Source organism: Hymenobacter gummosus (assembly GCF_003970915.1).
Lineage (GTDB): Bacteria > Bacteroidota > Bacteroidia > Cytophagales > Hymenobacteraceae > Solirubrum > Solirubrum gummosum.
In genome coordinates, this window is the sequence record NZ_RXOF01000002.1 from 587,592 (window position 1) to 605,840 (window position 18,249).

Below are 18,249 nucleotides of genomic sequence, written 5' to 3' on the forward strand. Positions count from 1 at the left end.
TGCTAGGCGCAGAAGCGGCTACTCCACCAGCAGGCGTAGCGTACTGCTTTGCGTGGCGGCCTGCAGCTTCAGCGTGTAGAGAGCCGGCGCCAGGCCCGTCAGGTCGATCGGGGCCTCGCCGTTGGCGCCGGGCACGAGGCGGGTGCGGCGTACGAGCTGGCCCAGCGGGCTGTACAGCTCCGCCACTACCGGGCCGGTGCCGGCGGGCAGCTGCAGCCGGGCGCGGCCGGTAGCGGGGTTGGGAAATACCGTGGCCGGCAGCGTGGCGGCCGCGCGGCGGCTGGCTAGCACCAGGGCAAACCGGCCACTGGTAGCCGTGCCCGTGGGCGTGACGACGCTGATGAGTCCGTGGGGCACGCCCGCCGGCACGCTGAAGGTGATGGTGCCCGCCGACGTGACGGTGAACGGTACGGATACCCCGCCGACGAGCACGGTGGTGATGCCGGTTAAGTTGGTGCCCGTGAGCGTGACGAGCGTGCCCGGGGCGCCGCTGGCCGGGCTCACGTTGGTAATGGTCGGGGCCGTGGCCAGGGGGGAGTTGAGGCGCAAGCTGATTTCGCTGCGGCGGAAGTAGTCGCCCGTCATGACAAAATCTACTGTGCCGTCGTTGTTGACATCACCGGCGGCAAACAAATTAGACCACATACTTTGCCGCTGGGGGGCAGAATATGCGTGCTGCCCTTCGTTGATTTGGAGCATGACGAAGGAGCTGGATGAAGCTCCGTCGGTTCCTTCTATCATGTCAAGCCGACCGTCCCCATTGATGTCAGCCAGCACGATATTATTGACGTATTGGTAGCCGCTTACCGGCAGGTTACCCCCGGCCGTGATGCCGTTGCCAAACGTGCCCTGCCCCGTGCCCGGGTACACCTTCACGTACCCGCGGACGGTGGGATTGAGCCCGTAGTTCCAGGGAAAATTGGGCATGACCAGATCGATGATACCGTCGCCGTCCATATCCCCCAGGGCAAGTTGGGAAACGGGGTAGGAGTTGTTGACGGGAGCGGCCGACACCCAGGGGCTAAAAGTACCCTGCCCCGTCCCCAGGCAGGTAGAGATGCCCGTACTCGCACCCGGATAGAAGGAGTAGGTCAGTAAATCCAGCTTTCCGTCGTTGTTGAGGTCCTGAACGTAGAAGTTGCGCGTTTCCGGCATCGTGGCCACGAGCAGAGGCGAGGCAAAACTTCCCCGCCCGTCGCCCAGCAGCACGATTACCGCATCCAGGGTCGTACCCGTCGCCGCCTGCCGCAGGTAAAGCAAATCCTGGTGCCCGTCGCCGTTGACGTCGGCCGTGCGGGGGTGCCGGGCCTTGCGGCCCGCCGCCACGACGGTGGGCGCGGCGAAGGTGCCGTTGCCCGCCCCCAGCGACAGGGTGACGCCGTAGGCATCGTCGCCGGAAACAGTAACTAGGTCCAGGTGGCCGTCGTTGTTGAAGTCACCCAGGGCCGCGCCCTGGGGCGAGGTGCCCGGCACCAGCTGCTGCCCCGCGGTGGAGAAGGCGCCCTGGCCATTTCCCAGGTATAGCAAGCCGAAATTGGCCCCACCATCGGTTACCACCATATCCAGCCAACCGTCCTTGTTCACGTCGCCAAGGATAGGAGGAATGCCCGGCATACTCGTGCCAGCACCACTGTACGACCCCCCAGCCGTGAAGGTGTAGGTGGCCGGGCCGCCCGCCACCTGAAAGCCCATGACTTGACCGCTGCCCAAAGGCGCACCGCCGGTGCCCTGGACCGTAGCTGGAATGGTGAGCATGAGCTGCTCGCCGGGCAGCAGGGCCTGCGTGGGCTGCAGGCTGAGCGTGGCGGTGCCGTCGCCGCTGGGGGTGGCGGCGAGGGCGCCGCGGCTCGGGCTGCTGAGGCGCAGCCCGGCCGCCCCCGTCACGGCCTGTGAGAACGTAGCGTTGAGGGGACTCAGGCGCCCGACGCCGGTATTCGACCGAACGGGGCTGGTGCTGACCAGCGTCGGGGCCTGGCTCCAGCCGGGCGCCGGCAGCAGCAAGGCCCCGCCGAGCAGAAAACGGGCAATACGAGTAGCAGTGTGCATAGGTGAAAGCGAAAACAAGCGTTTGAATCAAAGAAAAACGGCGCGGCGCCCACGGCCGGAGGTGTCGCGGCCTGCCGAGCCATGGGGGCTTAACGCTACGTGCCAAGCCCGGAAAGATGACGCAACAGGCCTGATAATCCGGGGAAAGGTAACGTCAATCCCCGAATTTCTATATACATTATCAGGGCTATGAAAGCCTACATTCGGCGTGCCTTGGTAGCCGGCTTGCTGGTCGGCGGGCTGGCGGGCGGGGCGGCGGCGCAGCGCCCCCTGGTGCAGCAGTTTGCCGGCAGCCTGGTGCTGCTGACTTCCGGCGACACCCTGCGCGGCCCGCTCACCCTCTACACCGACCGCGACCTGCTGCTGGTGCAGCAGCCCGACCAGACCATCCGCACGGTGGCGGCGGGGGCGGTGGCGGCCTTTGCCGTGCGCGGCGAGCAGGCCCGCCCCGGCGACTATTTCGAGCAGACGCAGCTGCTGCCCGAGCCGCGGCGCAGCGCGTATTCGGGCGGTGGCCCGGGCGCGGTGCTGCCGCCCCGGCGGCCCCCGCTGCCCGAGGGCGCCACGCGCGTGTTTCGCTGCTTCCGCTGGAACCGCGGCTACGAGTACGCCGATTACCGCTCGCCGGCCTTCTTCGAGCAGCTCAGCGCCGGGCCGGTGCTATTGCTGCGGCGGCAGTCCTTGGTGGAGCGCCCCGTCGCCGCCACCGACCCCATGTTTCTCTCGGCCTACCCCGCCGGCGGCCTGCCGCGCGGCACGGTGGGCTACTACATCACGGCCCGCAGCGCGTTTTTTCTGGGCACGCCCGAGGGCGAGGTGGTGGCCCTGCGCAACCCGCGCCGCCACTTGCTGGCTTACTTCCGGGCCGAAGCCGGGCAGCTGGAGCAGTACGCCCGCCAGCATCGGCTCAGCTTCCAGGATTCCGGCGACCTGGCCCGCCTCGTGACCTACGCCAACGCCCTGCGCACCGGGCAGGCGCCGTAAGCTGCCGCCCCAGGGCGGCAGAACCAGGGCCAGCCGGCCAGAGCGGCTACTTCTTGTTGCAGCCGCAGCTCCAGGTCTGGGTGCTGCCGCCCGCGGCCCCGAACTCGATGTCGAGCTGGGTGGCTTTGTCGGTGGTGGTGAAGGTGGTCTTGGGCGGGCCGTGCTCGGCGAAGTAGCCCGTAATCCAGCTGATTTGCCGGGTGGCCGTGTCGTAGGTGTATCGGCCCACCACGCCGCCACCGTCGAGGTAGCGGTAGGTGCCGTTGGCGTTGAGCTGAATGGTGCCTTTGGGAATAAAATTCATGCGCCGGGAAGCGGCGTCGAAGGCATTGAGGGTGCAGAGGTAGTCGCCGTAGGCCAGCTGGGCATTGGCCACGGGAGCGGCGCCGAAGCTGCCGGCTTTGGCGGCCTCGGTGCGGGCCTGCAGGGCGGCGGCGGCGCGGGCGCGCACGGCAGCAGCTTCGGCCTCGGCGCGGGCCTGGGCGGGTGATACGGCGGCCGGCGCCTGCGCGGCAGCGGCCAGGGGAAGCAGCGCCAAAGCGGCACTGGTAAGCAGAGTAGTCAGACGCATACGCATCGGTGGCGGCCGAAAAAGCAGCCGCCGGAGGGCAAAGGTAAGGGCTACAGGTCGCGGATGCGCAGGAGCAGGGCGCTCAGCAGCCAGAAAAGCACGGCGTAGCCCAGGGCCACGGGCACCGCCTCGCCCGGCAGCAGCGCGCCGCTGGGCCCGAGCACGGTGTCGAGCGTCTGGGCGAAGGGCGAGGGCGTGAGAATGTCCAGGGCCTTCATGGGCAGAAACCGGTCGATTTCGTCGGGCAGGAAGTAGCGAATCAGCCGCTCCAGCACCCACACGTACAGCAGCAGGGCCACGATGGTGGGCGTGCTGCGGCGAATGAGCACGGCCAGCAGGGCGGCCAGGGCGAGGTAGCCCAGCAGCTGGGCCGCGTACAGCAGCAGGGGGCGGGGCGCGGCGGCCAGGATGTCAGCTGCGTTGGCCCCGGAGCGCGTTAGCCCGAAATACAGCCCCACCGCCAGCACCGACAGCAGCGCCCAGCCGGAGAGCAGCAGGGCTACCAGCAGCTTGTCGAGCACCAGCTGCTCGCGCGAGGCCCCGTCGATAACCTGCTGGCGCAGGGTACGGTACTGAAACTCATCGGTGATGAGCATGATGAGCAAAAAGGCCGGCAGCAAGGAGAAGTAGCTGGCCAGGTATACCAGGTTGGTCCACAGCCCCGGCAGCGCGTACAGGGCCTGCCCCAGCTGCTGCCCGTTCACGTTGACGCCGCCCGCGCCGGCCGCCGTGGCTGCCAGCAAGGCCGTGAACAGCAGCAGGATAATCCAGGCCGTGCGGTAGGGTAGCAGCTTGCGAAGTTCGGTGCGAAACATTCTTAATTAATAATTAAGAATGAAGAATTAATAATTGTGGCTGTGGCTGCATTGGCGGCACAGAGGCGGCTGGTAGTGTGCATACAAGGAGGAGAAAGCAGGTTCGAGGAGGAAGGCCGAGAAGCAATTCTTAATTACTCATTCTTAATTATTAATTATCTGCAAGAACTGCGTTTCCAGGCTGCGGCGCTCGGTGCTGAGGTGGGCCAGCACGAGGCCCTGGGCAAACAGGGCGCGGTTCAGCTCGGCGGGGGAGTGGCCGGGGGCCAGGGTGAGGGTGCAAGTGCCGTCGGGAGCCAGCTGCACGCTTTGAGCAAAGGGCACGGCCAGCAGGGCTTGGTGGAGCTGCTGCGGGGCGGCGTCGGGGGCCAGGCGCAGGTGCACGCGGTCGGTAGCGGCGAGGATGTCGGATACGGCACCGGCGGCGCGCAGGCGGCCCTGGTGGAGCACGGCGGCGTGGGTGCATACTTTCTGCACTTCGTCGAGCAGGTGGCTGGCCAGGATGATGGTGCGGCCCTCGGCGGCGAGGCGCTGGATGAGCCCGCGCACGTCGGCAATGCCCTGCGGGTCGAGGCCGTTGGTGGGCTCGTCGAGCACCAGCACTTCCGGCTCGCCCAGCAGGGCGGCGGCCAGGGCCAGGCGCTGCTTCATGCCCAGCGAGAAGCCCCGCACCGGCTCGTGCTGGCGCCCGGCCAAATCCACCAGCTCCAGGGCCCGCGCTATGCCGGCCGGGGAGGTGCGCTTGGTGTCGGCGCTGATCTGCAGGTTTTGGCGGGCCGAGAGGTAGGGAAAGAAGTTGGGCGTTTCAAGCAGGCTGCCCACCCGGCGCCGGCTGGCGGCCGTGGGCGCGGCGCCGAACCAGCGCACCGTGCCGCCCGAGGCGTGCAGCACGCCCAGGGCAATGCCCAGCGTGGTGGTTTTGCCCGAGCCGTTCGGGCCGAGCAGGCCGAACACACTGCCGGCGGGCACGCTCAGCGAAAGGTCCTGCACGGCGGTGGTGCGGGCGTAGCGCTTGGTCAGGTGCTCAATGTCGAGAATGGCGGGCATGGGGCAATTATCAATTAATAATGAGCAATGAGCAATGATCAGTAGTAGCCGCCCAATTTCCGTCTACAGCCGCAGCGCGGCGCCATGTTGGTAGAGAACCGGCTGCCAGAACGGTTTTGAGCTGCAGCGCAGCGGCATGGCAAAGGAGCCGCGTGGACGTCAGTAACCTCAGCAAGACCATGCCGCTGCGCTGCAGCTCGGCTTGTTGTTTTCCAGTTGGGGCGCTACCAACATGGCGCCGCGCTGCGGCTGTAGCTGCAAGTTCCATGACACCACTGCGAACTGCTCATTATTCATTTCTCATTACTAATTGCTCATTACCCGTGAGCCGTAGCACCGGGTAGCGGCGGTAGCCCGGCTCCGAGTACTCCGAGCGGCGGTACACCCACTCCAGCTGGGCCTGGGCGTCCTGGGCGAATTTTGGGTCGGCTTGCTTCTTTTCTTCCAGCTGCCGGCGCAGCTCGGGCTGCCGGCGCAATACCTCGGCGGCCAGATCCTCGAACACGTAGGGGGAGAAGTGCTCCTTGCTCTGCAGCACGCTGTCGAAGAAGCCCCAGGCGAAAAAGGAGTCCACGGCCTGGGGCTCCAGGGTTTCCATGAGGTAGCGGGCGGCGGGCTGGTCGAGGCGGGCTACGTAGTCGCCGCGGCGCAGCAGCTGGGGCTGGCGCACCGCCCGCAGCTGCACCTGGCTATGCACGTAGTGGCCCTCGAAGGGGCGGGGCGTGGTCTGGAAGTCCTCGATGTAGCGGGCTTCCACTTCCACCGTGGCGTCCTGGGTGAGGCGCCGGAGCTGCACGCCGTTGCGCTGCAGCCGCTCGATAATGGTTTCCCAGGCCTGCGGAATCAGGTAGGCGGCCGGCTTTTCGGCCGTCACGCCCGGGCGGTAGCCGTTGTAGTACTTCACCGGGCGGGTGTAGGGCGCGGCGCGGTCGTAGTACTGCCGGGGCAGGCCGCTCACCTCGCTGGGCTTGCTGCGGCTTTCGTAGCCGCGGAACTGCAGCGTTTCCACCTGCTGCTTATCCAGCTGCCAGGTCAGCGGAAACAGCGTCTGGGCGAGCAGCTGCCGGTCGGCCTCGGCGCGGGCGGCCCCGAGCGCCTCGGCGTCGCGGTGCACGAAGCGGATAACCTCGTCGAGCAGGGCGTAGGTGGACTCCACCCGCGGCCGGAAGGCTTTCAGCATGTGCGTCTCGGGCATGAAGCCGATGCAGTTGAACAAAGCCGCGTAGCCGGTGGAATAGCGCGGCGAGTCCGAGAAGCCGATCAGGCCGCTTTCGGGCGTGGGGCCGTCGAAGTCCACGTAGGGCGTCATCGGCCACTTGCGCTTTTCCATGCCCTGGTACAACGCGGGCAGCAGGCGCTGCTGCAGGTACTGGCCCAGCACCGGGTGCAGCTTGTCCTTCTGCGAGGCAATGAGCGTCATGGTGTACTGGTAGTCGGCCCCGTTGGAGGTGTGCGTTTCCACAAACACCTCGGGCCGCCACTGCTGAAACAGTTTGGCAAACGAGCGGGCGTTGCGCGTTTCCTGCTTGATGTAGTCGCGGTTGAGGTCGTAGTGCCGGCCGTTGCCGCGGAAGCCGTACTGCTCCGGGCCGTTCTGGTTGGCGCGGGTGGTGGCGTTGCGGTTGAGCATCCCGTCGACGTTGTACACCGGCACCACCACCAGCGTGAGGTTTTCGAGCTGCGCCCGGAGCTTTTTCTGCTGCAGGTAGTCGCGCACCAGCATCATGGAGGCGTCGATGCCTTCCGGCTCGCCGGGGTGGATGCCGTTCTGAATCAGCACCACGCGCCGGTTTTTGCGCCGCACCGAGCTGGGGTCCGCGTCGCCGTCGAGCGACACCACCACTTCGTGCAGCGGCTCCCCGCTGTCGGTGGGCCCGACTTCGCGCAGGGTCACTTCGGAGTAGGCCGCGTCGAGCTTTTTATAGTAGGCAATGCACTCGGCGTAGGTGGCAGTGGTGTTGCCGTTGCCCCGCTCGAAGGGCGTACGCCAGTCGGCTTGGTCGGGCGGGGTGGAGGTGAGGGCGGCGGTGAGCATGAGGGTGAGCAGCATGAAGTGGGGCGTATTCGGGCCGGCAAGATGCCACGAAGCGGCGGAACTGCGCGGGAAGTCGGGCTTCAGGCATAGTTCCCGCACAGTTCCGCCGCTTGCCCGCAGGCGCGCATCCGGGCCGCGAATCGGCCGCGCCTGCGGGCGTTTGGGGTAATGATAGTCGTGCTAACGGCGCGTTGCAAACGCGCTTCCAGTGGGCACGCGTCGCAGACGCGCGCCAGCCAGCTGGTCAGTAATGAGCCGACTCCGAAACCCGCTTACTCCCCCAGCAGCACAATCATCCCGGCGGGCTGATCGGCCGGAATGCGGGCCTGAATGGCCGCCAGCAACGGCACCGGGTAGCCGGCCGCCGGGGCCATATTCATCAGCCGCTGCCACTGCGCCGGGTGCAGACGGCCCTTGCCGTACGGGTCAGCCGTTACGCCGGCTGCCTGGCTGAACCGGTACAGCAGCTCGGTCAGCTCGTGGGTAATTTCCAGGCTGCCGAGGTGGGTGCTGTCGTGGTAATGCTGCCAGTAGACATCCAGGGCCATTGCTCCTTCGGATTAATACCGCCGCCGGCTGGGCGGAAACACCTGCTGGTCGACGCTGTACTTGCCCGGGCCGATGAACAGCAGCCCCAGGAACACGATGCCGCTTTCCACGGCGTGGGCGTAGCCGCTGAATCCGTCGCCGGCGGCCAGGTGCGAGACGGTGGCCACCAGCATGGTGGCCAGCAGCGCCCCGCAGGCCCAGCGAAACAGCAGCCCCAGGGCCAGGAGCTGCCCGCCGATGGTTTCGGCCACGGCCGCCAGCAGGCCCCAGAACGTGGGCGCAAGCGAGATGCCCAGGTGGCGCATTTCGCCGCCCAGCGCGGCCCACTTTTCCGGCCCGCCCATGAGCTTGGGGTAGCCGTGCAGCACGAACATCACGCCCAGGCCCAGGCGCAGCAGCAGCAGGCCCAGGTCGGCGTAGCGGTAACGGTTTTCGAGCAGGGGCATGGCGGCGGGCTAGGTGTGGGGTGAGGGCAGTCGGGGCAGGTGCCAGCCGACGGGTGCGGCCGGCCCAGCGTCGCCAAAGTACACAAACGGTTGCGTATTCGCACCGCCAAAAGCCAAGTGCTACTGGTAAAGTATAATGCCGGTAATGCGCGTGGCGGGCGGAATGTCGTCCTTGCGCAGCAGCCGGTCCAGGGGCAGCCCGGTCTTGTCGAGCACCCAGGTCATGCCCACCCGCTCCGACACGGCCACCAGCCGCCCCTCGGCCCGCTCGATGGTCTGCACTCCGTAGGCGCGGCGGGCCTCGCCGAAGGTGCTGCCCACCCCGATGCCCTCGGCCGTGCGGTAGCGCGCGTCCTGCAGCTGCGCGCGCCAGAGCCGGTTGCCGTTGCCGTCGATGGCCGTAACCATTTCCAGCAGCAGGGGCGGGGTGCCGGCGGGCTGGCCCTCGGGGCGGTACTCGTACACCGGGTAGTCGATGCCCTCCAGGCTGCGGGTGCTGGCGCGCCGGGTGCTGGGCGGCAGCAGCGCCAGCAGGTCGGCCTCCTTCATGTTGAGGCGCAGCGGCCCCACGTAGCCGGGGCGCAGCAGCAGGCTGGTATCCGCGGGAGCCGAACGGGGGGCGGCCGCCGCGGTATCGGCGGGCGGAGCGGGGGTTGCGGCCGGAGCGGGGGCGGGGGGCGCCGGGGCTTCGGCGGGCCGCTCGGTGGGGCCGCAGGCCGCCAGCAGCAGGGCCAGCGCGGCGGCCGGCAGGAGGGAGGAAAGGCGTAGCATGGCCCAAACCTACTTGGGTTGGCGGATTTTGGTTGGGCGCAGCGCCCCGGCCGGCGGCCGAACTGCTAGCTGCGGGCCGACTTTCTTTCCCGCCAACCCTCACCCAAGCGCCGTTCCATGCGTTAAACCCCTCCGTTCTGCTCTGCGGTCTACCTTTGCCCGCGTATCCCCGATTGTCAACCAACGCCCCGTTGCCCGTGAGTGCCGAAACCGCTGCCCCGCCCCTGATTCTGATTTCCAACGACGACAGCATTGCCGCCCCCGGTATTGCGGTGCTCATCCGGGTGATGCGCCGCCTGGGCGAAGTGGTGGTGGTGGCCCCGGCCGCCCCGCAGTCGGGCATGGGCCACGCCATTACGCTCAGTGAGCCGCTGCGCCTCGACCGCAGCCCACTGTTCGAGGGCATCGAGGCCTACACCTGCTCGGGCACCCCGGCCGACTGCGTCAAGATTGCCAAGCACCTGGTGCTGAAAGGCCGCCGGCCCGATTTGGTGGTGTCGGGCGTCAACCACGGCTCCAACGCCTCGGTAAACGTGATTTACTCGGGCACCATGTCGGCGGCGCTGGAAGCGGCCATCGAGGGGCTGCCGGCCATCGGCTTCTCGCTCTGCGACTTCTCGCACGAGGCCGACTTCTCGCACGCTGAGCCCTGGATTGAGCACGTGGCCCGCGAGGCGCTGACCAAGGGCATTCCGGCCGGCACGGCCCTGAACGTGAACATTCCCAAGAAATCGGCCGACCCCATCGTGGGCGCGCGCGTCTGCCGGCAGGCCCGGGCCAAGTGGCAGGAGGAATTCGACACCCGCCAGGACCCCTACCACCGGCCCTACTACTGGGTGCTGGGCCAGTTTCTGAACGAGGAGCCCCAGGCCGAGGACACCGACGAGTGGGCCCTGGCCCACAACTACGTGAGCATCGTGCCCTGCCAGTACGACTTCACCCACCACGCCGGCCGCCAGCAGCTGCAGCAGGCCTGGGCCCTGCAGGTGCCCGGCCGCCCCACGCCCGCCGAGCCCGCCCAGCCCAAGCCCGTCAGCCCCGGCGACTACGGCCCGGCCAACCCCCAGGGCTAATTCCACGCCCCAGAAAAAGCGCCCCGACCAGCCGGCCGGGGCGCTCTGGTTATGCACCGGAAATCAACGGGGCCAGCTTACTGCTGGGTCTTGCTCCGGGTGGTTGTGGTCGACGACTTAGTTTGCGTGGTGCCGCTCGGGGTGGTGTGCGTCATCGTGCGGTGGTGCTGCGTGGCCGATTTGTACTGGCCCGAGGTTTTGGTCTGCCCGCTCGGGGTGGTCATAGTCTTGGTGCGGGTCGACGTCGAGCCGGTTTTCGTCGTGGTAGTCGACTTGACGGGCGTGGTCTGGGCCGGGGCGCTGGCGGCCGTCAGCAGGGCGGCGGCCAGCAGCAAAAAGTACTTATTCATGGCGGTGTGGGAAAGAGGTGTGCCCCTTCAACGCAGCTGCCCGGCCGCGGGATGCGGGCTACTGCTCCACGGTTTGGGTGGTCGTGGAGGTTTTCTGTAGGTCGCCCTTCTTCATCATCTTCTTGGTATCCTTGGCCTCGCGCTTGGGCACGCCGGCGTCCTTGGCGGCCTTCTTCTCCACTTTGCCGGCCTTTTTACCAGTCATGGTGGTCGAGGTGGTGGTAGTGGTGGACGTAGAGGGGGTGGTCTGGGCCGAGGCGGCGGTGGTCAGCAGCGCGGCAACGGCCAGCAACAGGTACTTTTTCATGGTGTGGAAAGGGTTTTGGAAAAGAGCAGGGCGGCCAGCCGGGCCGGGCAGGTGAAGCCCGGGGAGCAGGCGTCGGCGCCGGAGGCGTAACTTGCCCGCCGCCGGCCGGCAGCCCTTACGCCTGTACGCCCGTCCTTTCGTTCGCGTTGTCGGGCTTGCGGCCGGCCCGGCCGGCGGCGCCGCGCAGCCAACCCGAACGGCCCGGCCGCTGTAAGTAGCCCTAACCAACCTCATCCGCTTCCGCCTCCTATGCCCCCGATGCTTCGTCTGCTCGGCCTGCTGCTGCCCCTGCTGGGCGTCCTGGCCTTCGTAGCCCCCGACTCTGCCAAGCCCAAAGCCATAACCGTGTACGTGGTGCGCCACGCCGAAAAAGGCGCCCTGCTCGACCCGCAACAGCCCAACGAGCAGCCCCTGAGCGAGGCGGGCCTGCTGCGCGCCGGCGAGCTGGCCCTGACGCTGCGCAAGGCGCCCATCGTGGCCGTGTACAGCACCGATACCAAGCGCACCCGCGACACCGGCACCCCACTGGCTACGGCCCGCAAGCTCAGCATCGAGCCCTACAAGTCCGACGCGCCGGGCCTGGCCGCCCTGGCCACGCGCATCCGCCAGACCCCGCCCGGCAAGGCCGTGCTGGTGGTGGGCCACTCCAACACGGTGCTCGAAACCATCGAGGCCCTGGGCGCGGTGCGGCCCGTCAAAGCCATTGCCGACAACGAGTTCAGCTACCTGTTCGAGGTGAAGCTGCCGGCCAACGGCGGCCCGGCCACGGCCACGGTGCGCCGCTACGGCGCGGTGAAATAACCCTCGGATGCTACCCAACTACTGCCGCCGGCTGCCCCTCGGGCTGCTGGCCCTGAGCCTGCTGGCCGCCTGCGAAACCCGCCGCCCGGCTACCGAGCAAGCCGCTTCTGCCCCCGCCACTACCGACTCTGCCGCCGTGATAGATTCAGCCCCCGCGGCGCCGCAACCGGCTCCGGCGGCGCCTCTCACCGGCTACCACCGCTACGTGGGCACCGTGGGCAAGGCCCCGGTGGTGCTGGAGCTGACCATCAGCCCGCCCGACGCAGAAGAAAAGGAGTGGCGCCTGTACGGCACGTACTACTACGAGCGGCAGGGGGCGCCGCTGATTCTCAGTGCCGCCGGCGCCTACCAGCCCGGCCAGCCCCTGGCCCTGAAAGAGGAAACGCCCAAGCCCGACGAGCCCGCCGAAACCCTGCCTTCGGGCCGCTGGCGGGCCACCCAGGCGGCCGGCCCCGTGCTCAGCGGCACCTGGGAAAGCCCCGACGGCCGGCGCCGCCTGCCGTTTTCGTTGCGCGAAGACTACGCCGGCGCCCTGCGCTACGAGCTGCTGACGGAAAAGGCGGCAGGCCCGCCCTGCCCGCCCACCGAGGACCAGGCCGGCCCGCGCCGGCCCGAGGCGGAGCGCACCTTCCTGCACCTGCTCGGCCCCGATACTCTGCAGCCGGCCCTGCGCGCCCTGCAGGCGCCCTTGCCCGAGCAGCGCCGCAACCAGCTGGCCGTGGAGCTGGACGGGGTCGACTGCGAGGGTACCTTCGGTTTCTACGGCGGCGTGGAAGTAGCCCTGAACGGCTACGGCCTGCTGTCGGTGGTGACGAGCGAGGGGGAGGATTCGGGCGGGGCTTACCCCAACAGCGCCGAGGAGCTGACCACCTACGACCTGCGCACCGGCCGCGCCCTGAAGCTGGCCGACTGGCTGCAGCCCGGGCAGGAGCCGGCCCTGCGCCGCCTGCTGCAGCAGAGCCTGCGGGCCCATCCCTACGCCAGCAGCCTCGGCCTGGAAGCCGCCGACCTGAGCAAGGCCGATTTGGCCGGCCTGGGCTTCGACAGCGAAGGCGTCTACTGCCTGCTCGGCGACTTCGGCGCCCCACACGCGGTGCAGCGGGTGCCGGTGGTGGTGCCCTACCGGGCGCTGCGGCCGCTGCTGCAGCCCGGCTCGGCGGTGGCGCGCATGCTCCGGCAGCGCGGGCTGTGGTAAAGGGCGCTGTCTGGGTTTTGCGCAAAAAAGCTCTGGCCGAAGCTGGCTCAGCGACGTGGTTTCGGATATACCTCGGATTTACCTACCCTCTGTCTTCGCCGAAAGGAGCGTAGTAGGGAAGTGCAAAAACCGGCTCGAAATGAGTTTAGGCCGTGGCCGCCCGCTGCGGCCGTGGTCATACCTGTAAGTGTCTTATGCTGATAATGCGTTGCTGGCCGCTGGCCGGCTGCCTGCTGCTGGCCGCGGCTTGCGAATCCCGCCGCCCCACTACGGAAACGGCCACCCCGCCCGCTCAGGCGGGTAAAACCACTATTGCGGCCGATTCGGGCGCTACGGCGGCGGATTCGGCGGCTGGGGCCCCGAAGCCGGCGGCACCGGACTCAGCCGCCGCCCCGGCCGCGCCGGTAGTGCAGGCCTGGCGCCGCTACGTGGGCACGGTGGGTACGGCGCCGGTAGTGCTGGAGCTGGAAACGGTTGGTTCGGCTCCGGTGCAGGGCCATTATTTCTACCACCGAGGGCGCGGGGGGCGGCTCATGCTGCACTCCAACCGGACGCGCCCCGGGCAGCCGCTTACCCTGCAGGAATCCGACCAGGACCGCGCGACGGGCCGCTGGCAGACCCGGCAGCCGCTCGGCCCCGTGCTCAGCGGCACCTGGTACAGTCCCGACGGCCGCCGCCAGCTGCCGTTCCGGCTGCGCGAGGACTACACCGACGGCGTACGCTACACCATCAACACGTACAGCCGCCAATTTGAGTCGGCCGACTGCGCGCCGGGCGAAGAGCAGGTGTCGGAGGCGCAATGGGACGAGCTGCGCCTGCGGCCGCCTGTATCGGCGGCGCTGGGCCGGGTGAAGCGTCACTTCGACCAGCTGGAGCACATGGCCGAACCGTGCATCGATTCGAAAGAAACGGTGGAGGTGACCTACAACGCGGATTTTCTGCTGTCGGTCGAGCAGTTTCACCACGAATTTGCCGCCGGCACGCCGCACCCCACCGGGTATTACAGCTACGCCACCTTCGACCTGCGCACGGGCCGGGCGCTGCCCCTGGCCGAGCTGCTGCGCCCCGATTTCGAGCTGCCCCTACGCCGGCTGCTGAGCGCCCGCCTGCGCACCGACCCCGGCTACGCGGATTTCTACCAGGGCGAAATCGAGGGGGACTCCACCCAAACCCGCTGGCCGCTCGGCCCCGACGGCCAGCCCCTGGTTTCGCTGCCCCACAGCGGCTACTACCTCACGCCCGCCGGCGTCGGCTTTCAGTACAACATGTACGAAATCGGCCCTTACGTCATGGGGCCGCAGCTGGTGGAGCTCAGCTACCGGGACATCCGGCCGCTGGTGCGCCCCGGCTCGGCCCTGGCTAGGCTGCTGCAGCGCCGCGGCCTGTAGCGGCCTGACAAACATCAGCTTTTGGGCTGAGCGTTGTCATCGGGGGGCGGGGGCAGGGAGGGCACCTTTACGGCGTACTCCAAACGCTCCCGCTACCATGGACACCCTCGTCGTACTCACCAACCTTTCGCCGGCGGCCGAGCGCGCCCGCCGCTACGCCGCCCGCCTGGCCGGCCCGCTGGGCGCCCGCGTGGTGCTGCTGCACGTGTACCAGCCGCCCGTGCTCAGCCCCGATACCGGCCTGGTGATGGGCAGCGCCGGCTACTACGACCGGGAGCAGACCGACACCGCCCTGCAGGCCCTGGCCGCCGACATGCCGGTACCCGCCACCGCCGAGGTCATCGACGGCGCCTTTGCCGACGGCCTGAGCGCGGCCGTGCGCCGCTACCAGCCCCTGCTGCTGGTGCTGGGCCTCACCAGCACCGAGCATTACTTCGACGCGCTGCTGGCTAACCGCGCCCTGCCCTTGCTGCGCCACAGCCCCTGCGCGGTGCTGCTGGTGCCCGAAACGGCCGCCCTCACGCCCCCGCACCGCGTGGTGCTGGGCGTCGACGGGGAGCCGTTTGCGGTGGGGCCGGCCGCCGCCGCGGTGCTGCACGAGCTGCTGCGCACCTGGCAGGCCCAGGCCACGCTCACCTACACCAGCACGCCCGCCAGCAGCCTGAGCCGCAACGAGGTGCTGCGCGCGGTGCAGCGCAGCGGCCTGCTGCCCGCCGCGGCCGAAATCGACTTTCACCAGCCCCTGGCCGATACGCCCGAACAAGGCCTGCTGCGCACCGCCGCGGCCCGGCAGGCCAATCTGCTGGTGCTCATGGCCCGGCGCCGCAGCTTTCTGGGCCAGCTGTTTCACCGCAGCGTCACGGCCCGGGTGGCGCGCCAGGCCTCGCTGCCGGTGCTGCTGCTGCCCGTAGCCGATGCCGTGCCCGAAGCCGCCCCGGCCGCCGTGGTGGCGGGCTGAGCGGCCCATTGTGCTCCACCGGCGCCCGCCGCTGCCGAGCCGGCCGTTTGGCCGCTCGCGGCGGCGGGCGTTTCTTTGCGCCCGACCCCCGGGCCGGGTGCCTGCGCAACCCGCGGCGGCCGGCCGGCGTCTCTGACTGCCGCGCCCGGTTGGGGGCGGCCGATTTTCACTTGCTCCATGCTCCACCGCTTCCGCTCCGCCGCGGCCGGCCTGCTGCTCAGCGCAGCCCTGGCCGTGCCCGCCCAGGCCCAAACCGCCGCCAAAACCGACTCCCTGAACCTGCGCAAGCTCTACGACGAGGCCCTGCTGCGCGGGCAGAGCTACGACAACCTGCGCTACCTCTGCCAGAACATCGGCGCCCGGCTCAGCGGCTCGCCCCAGGCCGAGCAGGCCGTGCAGTGGGGCAAGCAGACGATGGAAAAGCTGGGCTTCGACCGGGTGTACCTGCAGGAGGTGATGGTGCCGCACTGGGTGCGCGGGGCCAAGGAAAAAGCTTCCTTCAAGGCCGGCAAGGGCAAAAGCCAGGACGCGGCCGTGTGCGCCCTCGGCGGCTCTATTGGTACGAACGGCAAGCTCAAGGCCAAGGTGGTGGAAGTGCGCAGCTGGGACGAGCTGGCCAAGCTGCCCGACGATAAAGTGAAGGGCCGCTTCGTGTTCTTCAACCGCCCCTTCGACGACCGGCTCATCGAGCCCGGCGCGGCCTACGGCGGGGCGGTGGACCAGCGCGGCCGCGGGCCCATCGAAGCCGCCCGACGCGGGGCGGTGGGGGCCCTGGTGCGCTCCATGACCTCGGCCCAGGACGACTACCCGCACACCGGCACCACCCGCTACGACGACAAGGTGACCAAGGTGCCGGCCGCGGCCCTGAGCACCCTGGCCGCCAACCGCCTCAGCGCCGCCCTCAAGCAGGACGCCGACCTGGAATTCGAGCTGGAAATGGCCTGCCAAACCCTGCCCGACGTAAAATCCTACAACGTGGTGGGCGAAGTCAAGGGCTCGAAGTACCCCGACGAAATCATCACCGTGGGCGGGCACCTCGACAGCTGGGACCTGGCCCAGGGCGCCCACGACGATGGCACGGGCTGCGTGCAGAGCATCGAGGCCCTGCGCCTGCTGCTGGCCACCGGCCTGCGCCCCGAGCGCACCGTGCGCGCCGTGCTCTTTATGAACGAGGAAAACGGCAACCGCGGCGGCACCAAGTACGCCGAGCTGGCCAAGGCGGCCGGCGAAAAGCACCTGGCCGCTATTGAGTCCGACGGCGGGGGCTTCACGCCGCGCGGCTTCAGCGTGGAGGCTAATGCGGCCACCGTGGCCAGGCTGCAGCGCTGGGCCCCGCTGCTGGCGCCCTACCACGCCGACGGCATCGGCCCCGGCCACGGCGGCACCGACATCGGCCCGCTCAAGGGCCAGGCCCAGGCCCTCATCGGCTACGACGGCGACTCCCAGCGCTACTTCGACCTGCACCACACCGCCGCCGACACCTTCGACAAGGTGCACCGCCGGGAGCTGGAGCTGGGCGGCGCCGGCATGGCCGCCCTCATCTACCTGCTGAGCAAGTACGGGCTGTAAGTCAGCTGGATAAACACGAAAACAAGTCGTGCCACTTTCTGCAAAAGAAAGTGGCACGACTTGTTTAAACACCTAATTAGTGGTTGCTGGCGGCTGCTTAATTGGGGTAAGTCTGGTAATTCAACTTAGCGGCCTCCTCGATTTCATCGTCAATTTTAGTGTCAAACTTGAAGGAGAAGAGAAACCACTTGTCGTTGGCTTTATAGAACTCGAACGTGAAGCGTAGCGGCTGCCGGTCGTATTTGATCAGGTAGGAGCGCAGCACAAAGCTGTTGGCTATTTTTCTGGTGACGATGGGCTCGTAGCCGTAGAATTTACCCACGTAGTCCGGAGTCAGTTTACCGATTTCGCCTTTCAGGTTCTCAACAGCATCCTTCTTGCGGCTTACCCAAGGGTTGGTCGAGTACAGATTTTCCACCGCTTGTACAGGTGACTTCGAATATTCCTTGAAGAATTTATCGATTAGGGAATCGGGAGTGTCCTGCGCCTGCGCTAAAGTGGTGCTGAACAGCAGAAAAAGGAATGTGAAAAGGAGTTTCATGACTTTTGATTTTAGTACAGCGGTTTTGCAAAATTAGGATTGTAGGCTCGATCAGTACTACCATCGTTTCCTTTATCCCGGGTCAGGTCGCCTATTTCGAAGGCCACTCCGTTGGGGACTGGTGGCTGCGCATCCGGGAGCAGCCGAGGACTGACAACTGGCCTTGACCAGCCCGTTTGCGTAGGCCGGGGAAATGGCAGAACCCACTCCGCAACCCGCCCTCTACCTGCTGGCCACGCTGCCGCCCGAGCCAGTCCTTGCCGACGTCTGGGCCCTGAAGCAGGAAGTCCATCGCCGCACCGGCTCCCGCAACGCCGTGCGCCTGCCCCCGCACATCACGCTGATTCCGCCTTTCCGCCTCGTGCCGGCCGATTTCGAGCCCCGCGCCCTGCCCGTGCTGGCTGATTTTGCCGCCGCGCAGCCGCCCGTGCAGGTAAGGCTGCGCGACTTCGACTGGTTCGGCGACCGGACGCTGTTCGTGCGCGTGGTAGAGGCCGAGGCCCTGCAGCAGCTACACGCCGCCCTGCAGGCCCGTTGCCGCGCCGCGCTGCCCGAAGTGCCACGGGAAACGCGCCCCTTCACCCCGCACATGACCCTGGCCACCCGCGACTTGCCGCCGGCCCAGGTGCCGGAGCTTAAGGCTAACTTTGCCGCCCGCCGCTACGCGGCCACCTTTTTGGTTACCACCCTGACGCTGTTTCGCCACGACGGCCGGCAGTGGCAGCCGCGGCAGGAGTTTCCGTTGGGCGGCGGGTAGGCTCTGGTTGATTAATGAAACTTAATGCTAATCCGCGCAAAGCCGG

General features: G+C 67.9%; 19 protein-coding genes. 8 read left to right on the top strand and 11 right to left on the bottom strand.

The genetic code is table 11. The annotated features are described in order from the left end of the window. Positions 1 to 18: 18 nt before the first annotated feature. Positions 19 to 2,046, bottom strand: coding sequence for an FG-GAP-like repeat-containing protein (locus EJV47_RS05900; RefSeq protein ID WP_126692199.1), 2,028 nt, complete (start codon positions 2,044 to 2,046; stop codon positions 19 to 21). 189 nt (positions 2,047 to 2,235) lie between these two features. Here EJV47_RS05900 and EJV47_RS05905 point away from each other — a divergent pair, with 189 nt between their 5' ends. Beyond that, the gene (locus EJV47_RS05905; RefSeq protein WP_126692200.1) at positions 2,236 to 3,030 is read left to right on the top strand and encodes a hypothetical protein; all 795 of its coding nucleotides are present in this window, start codon (positions 2,236 to 2,238) and stop codon (positions 3,028 to 3,030) included. 46 nt (positions 3,031 to 3,076) lie between these two features. Here EJV47_RS05905 and EJV47_RS05910 read toward each other — a convergent pair whose 3' ends face one another. The 7 genes from EJV47_RS05910 to EJV47_RS05940 all read right to left on the bottom strand — a co-directional run bounded on the left by EJV47_RS05910 (position 3,077) and on the right by EJV47_RS05940 (position 9,264). After that, positions 3,077 to 3,568, bottom strand: a complete 492-nt coding sequence (locus tag EJV47_RS05910; RefSeq protein WP_165903631.1) for a hypothetical protein — start codon at positions 3,566 to 3,568, stop codon at positions 3,077 to 3,079. An 83-nt stretch (positions 3,569 to 3,651) separates the two neighbouring features. Next, the gene (locus tag EJV47_RS05915) at positions 3,652 to 4,416 is read right to left on the bottom strand and encodes an ABC transporter permease (protein WP_126692202.1); all 765 of its coding nucleotides are present in this window, start codon (positions 4,414 to 4,416) and stop codon (positions 3,652 to 3,654) included. 144 nt (positions 4,417 to 4,560) lie between these two features. Continuing rightward, entirely contained in the window at positions 4,561 to 5,463 is a 903-nt protein-coding gene (locus EJV47_RS05920) for an ABC transporter ATP-binding protein (RefSeq protein ID WP_126692203.1), read from the bottom strand. A gap of 289 nt (positions 5,464 to 5,752) precedes the next feature. Next, a complete protein-coding gene (locus tag EJV47_RS05925) occupies positions 5,753 to 7,513 on the bottom strand; it encodes a M14 family metallopeptidase (RefSeq protein ID WP_126692204.1) in 1,761 nt (586 codons plus the stop codon). 257 nt (positions 7,514 to 7,770) lie between these two features. Next, a complete protein-coding gene (locus tag EJV47_RS05930; protein WP_126692205.1) occupies positions 7,771 to 8,046 on the bottom strand; it encodes a hypothetical protein in 276 nt (91 codons plus the stop codon). A gap of 12 nt (positions 8,047 to 8,058) precedes the next feature. Further along, on the bottom strand, positions 8,059 to 8,493 hold the full coding sequence (locus EJV47_RS05935) for a DoxX family protein (protein ID WP_126692206.1): 435 nt from the start codon (positions 8,491 to 8,493) through the stop codon (positions 8,059 to 8,061). A 120-nt stretch (positions 8,494 to 8,613) separates the two neighbouring features. Then, positions 8,614 to 9,264 (bottom strand): hypothetical protein, encoded by a 651-nt coding sequence (locus EJV47_RS05940; RefSeq protein WP_126692207.1) that lies wholly within the window; start codon positions 9,262 to 9,264, stop codon positions 8,614 to 8,616. A gap of 197 nt (positions 9,265 to 9,461) precedes the next feature. On the opposite strand from EJV47_RS05940, the gene surE reads away from it, so the two are divergent. Continuing rightward, positions 9,462 to 10,337 (top strand): 5'/3'-nucleotidase SurE, encoded by an 876-nt coding sequence (surE, locus tag EJV47_RS05945; protein WP_126692208.1) that lies wholly within the window; start codon positions 9,462 to 9,464, stop codon positions 10,335 to 10,337. Between the two features lie 77 nt (positions 10,338 to 10,414). On the opposite strand, the gene EJV47_RS05950 is transcribed toward surE, so the two are convergent. Beyond that, the gene (locus EJV47_RS05950) at positions 10,415 to 10,687 is read right to left on the bottom strand and encodes a hypothetical protein (RefSeq protein WP_126692209.1); all 273 of its coding nucleotides are present in this window, start codon (positions 10,685 to 10,687) and stop codon (positions 10,415 to 10,417) included. Positions 10,688 to 10,745: 58 nt separating this feature from the next. After that, a complete protein-coding gene (locus EJV47_RS05955; protein WP_126692210.1) occupies positions 10,746 to 10,994 on the bottom strand; it encodes a hypothetical protein in 249 nt (82 codons plus the stop codon). Between the two features lie 258 nt (positions 10,995 to 11,252). Between EJV47_RS05955 and EJV47_RS05960 the strand changes: the two genes are divergently transcribed. The 5 genes from EJV47_RS05960 to EJV47_RS05980 all read left to right on the top strand — a co-directional run bounded on the left by EJV47_RS05960 (position 11,253) and on the right by EJV47_RS05980 (position 16,905). After that, positions 11,253 to 11,795, top strand: a complete 543-nt coding sequence (locus tag EJV47_RS05960) for a histidine phosphatase family protein (protein ID WP_165903632.1) — start codon at positions 11,253 to 11,255, stop codon at positions 11,793 to 11,795. A 7-nt stretch (positions 11,796 to 11,802) separates the two neighbouring features. Further along, positions 11,803 to 12,990, top strand: a complete 1,188-nt coding sequence (locus EJV47_RS05965; RefSeq protein ID WP_126692212.1) for a hypothetical protein — start codon at positions 11,803 to 11,805, stop codon at positions 12,988 to 12,990. A 194-nt stretch (positions 12,991 to 13,184) separates the two neighbouring features. Beyond that, positions 13,185 to 14,378: an RsiV family protein gene (locus tag EJV47_RS05970; RefSeq protein ID WP_126692213.1), complete on the top strand. Its 1,194-nt coding sequence runs from the start codon at positions 13,185 to 13,187 to the stop codon at positions 14,376 to 14,378. Between the two features lie 97 nt (positions 14,379 to 14,475). Further along, a complete protein-coding gene (locus tag EJV47_RS05975) occupies positions 14,476 to 15,336 on the top strand; it encodes a universal stress protein (RefSeq protein ID WP_126692214.1) in 861 nt (286 codons plus the stop codon). 177 nt (positions 15,337 to 15,513) lie between these two features. Beyond that, entirely contained in the window at positions 15,514 to 16,905 is a 1,392-nt protein-coding gene (locus EJV47_RS05980; RefSeq protein WP_126692215.1) for a M20/M25/M40 family metallo-hydrolase, read from the top strand. 97 nt (positions 16,906 to 17,002) lie between these two features. Here EJV47_RS05980 and EJV47_RS05985 read toward each other — a convergent pair whose 3' ends face one another. Next, complete coding sequence (locus EJV47_RS05985) at positions 17,003 to 17,446, bottom strand: hypothetical protein (RefSeq protein WP_126692216.1); 444 nt, start codon at positions 17,444 to 17,446, stop codon at positions 17,003 to 17,005. A 193-nt stretch (positions 17,447 to 17,639) separates the two neighbouring features. On the opposite strand from EJV47_RS05985, the gene EJV47_RS05990 reads away from it, so the two are divergent. Next, positions 17,640 to 18,203, top strand: coding sequence for a 2'-5' RNA ligase family protein (locus EJV47_RS05990; protein WP_126692217.1), 564 nt, complete (start codon positions 17,640 to 17,642; stop codon positions 18,201 to 18,203). Positions 18,204 to 18,249: the final 46 nt, after the last annotated feature.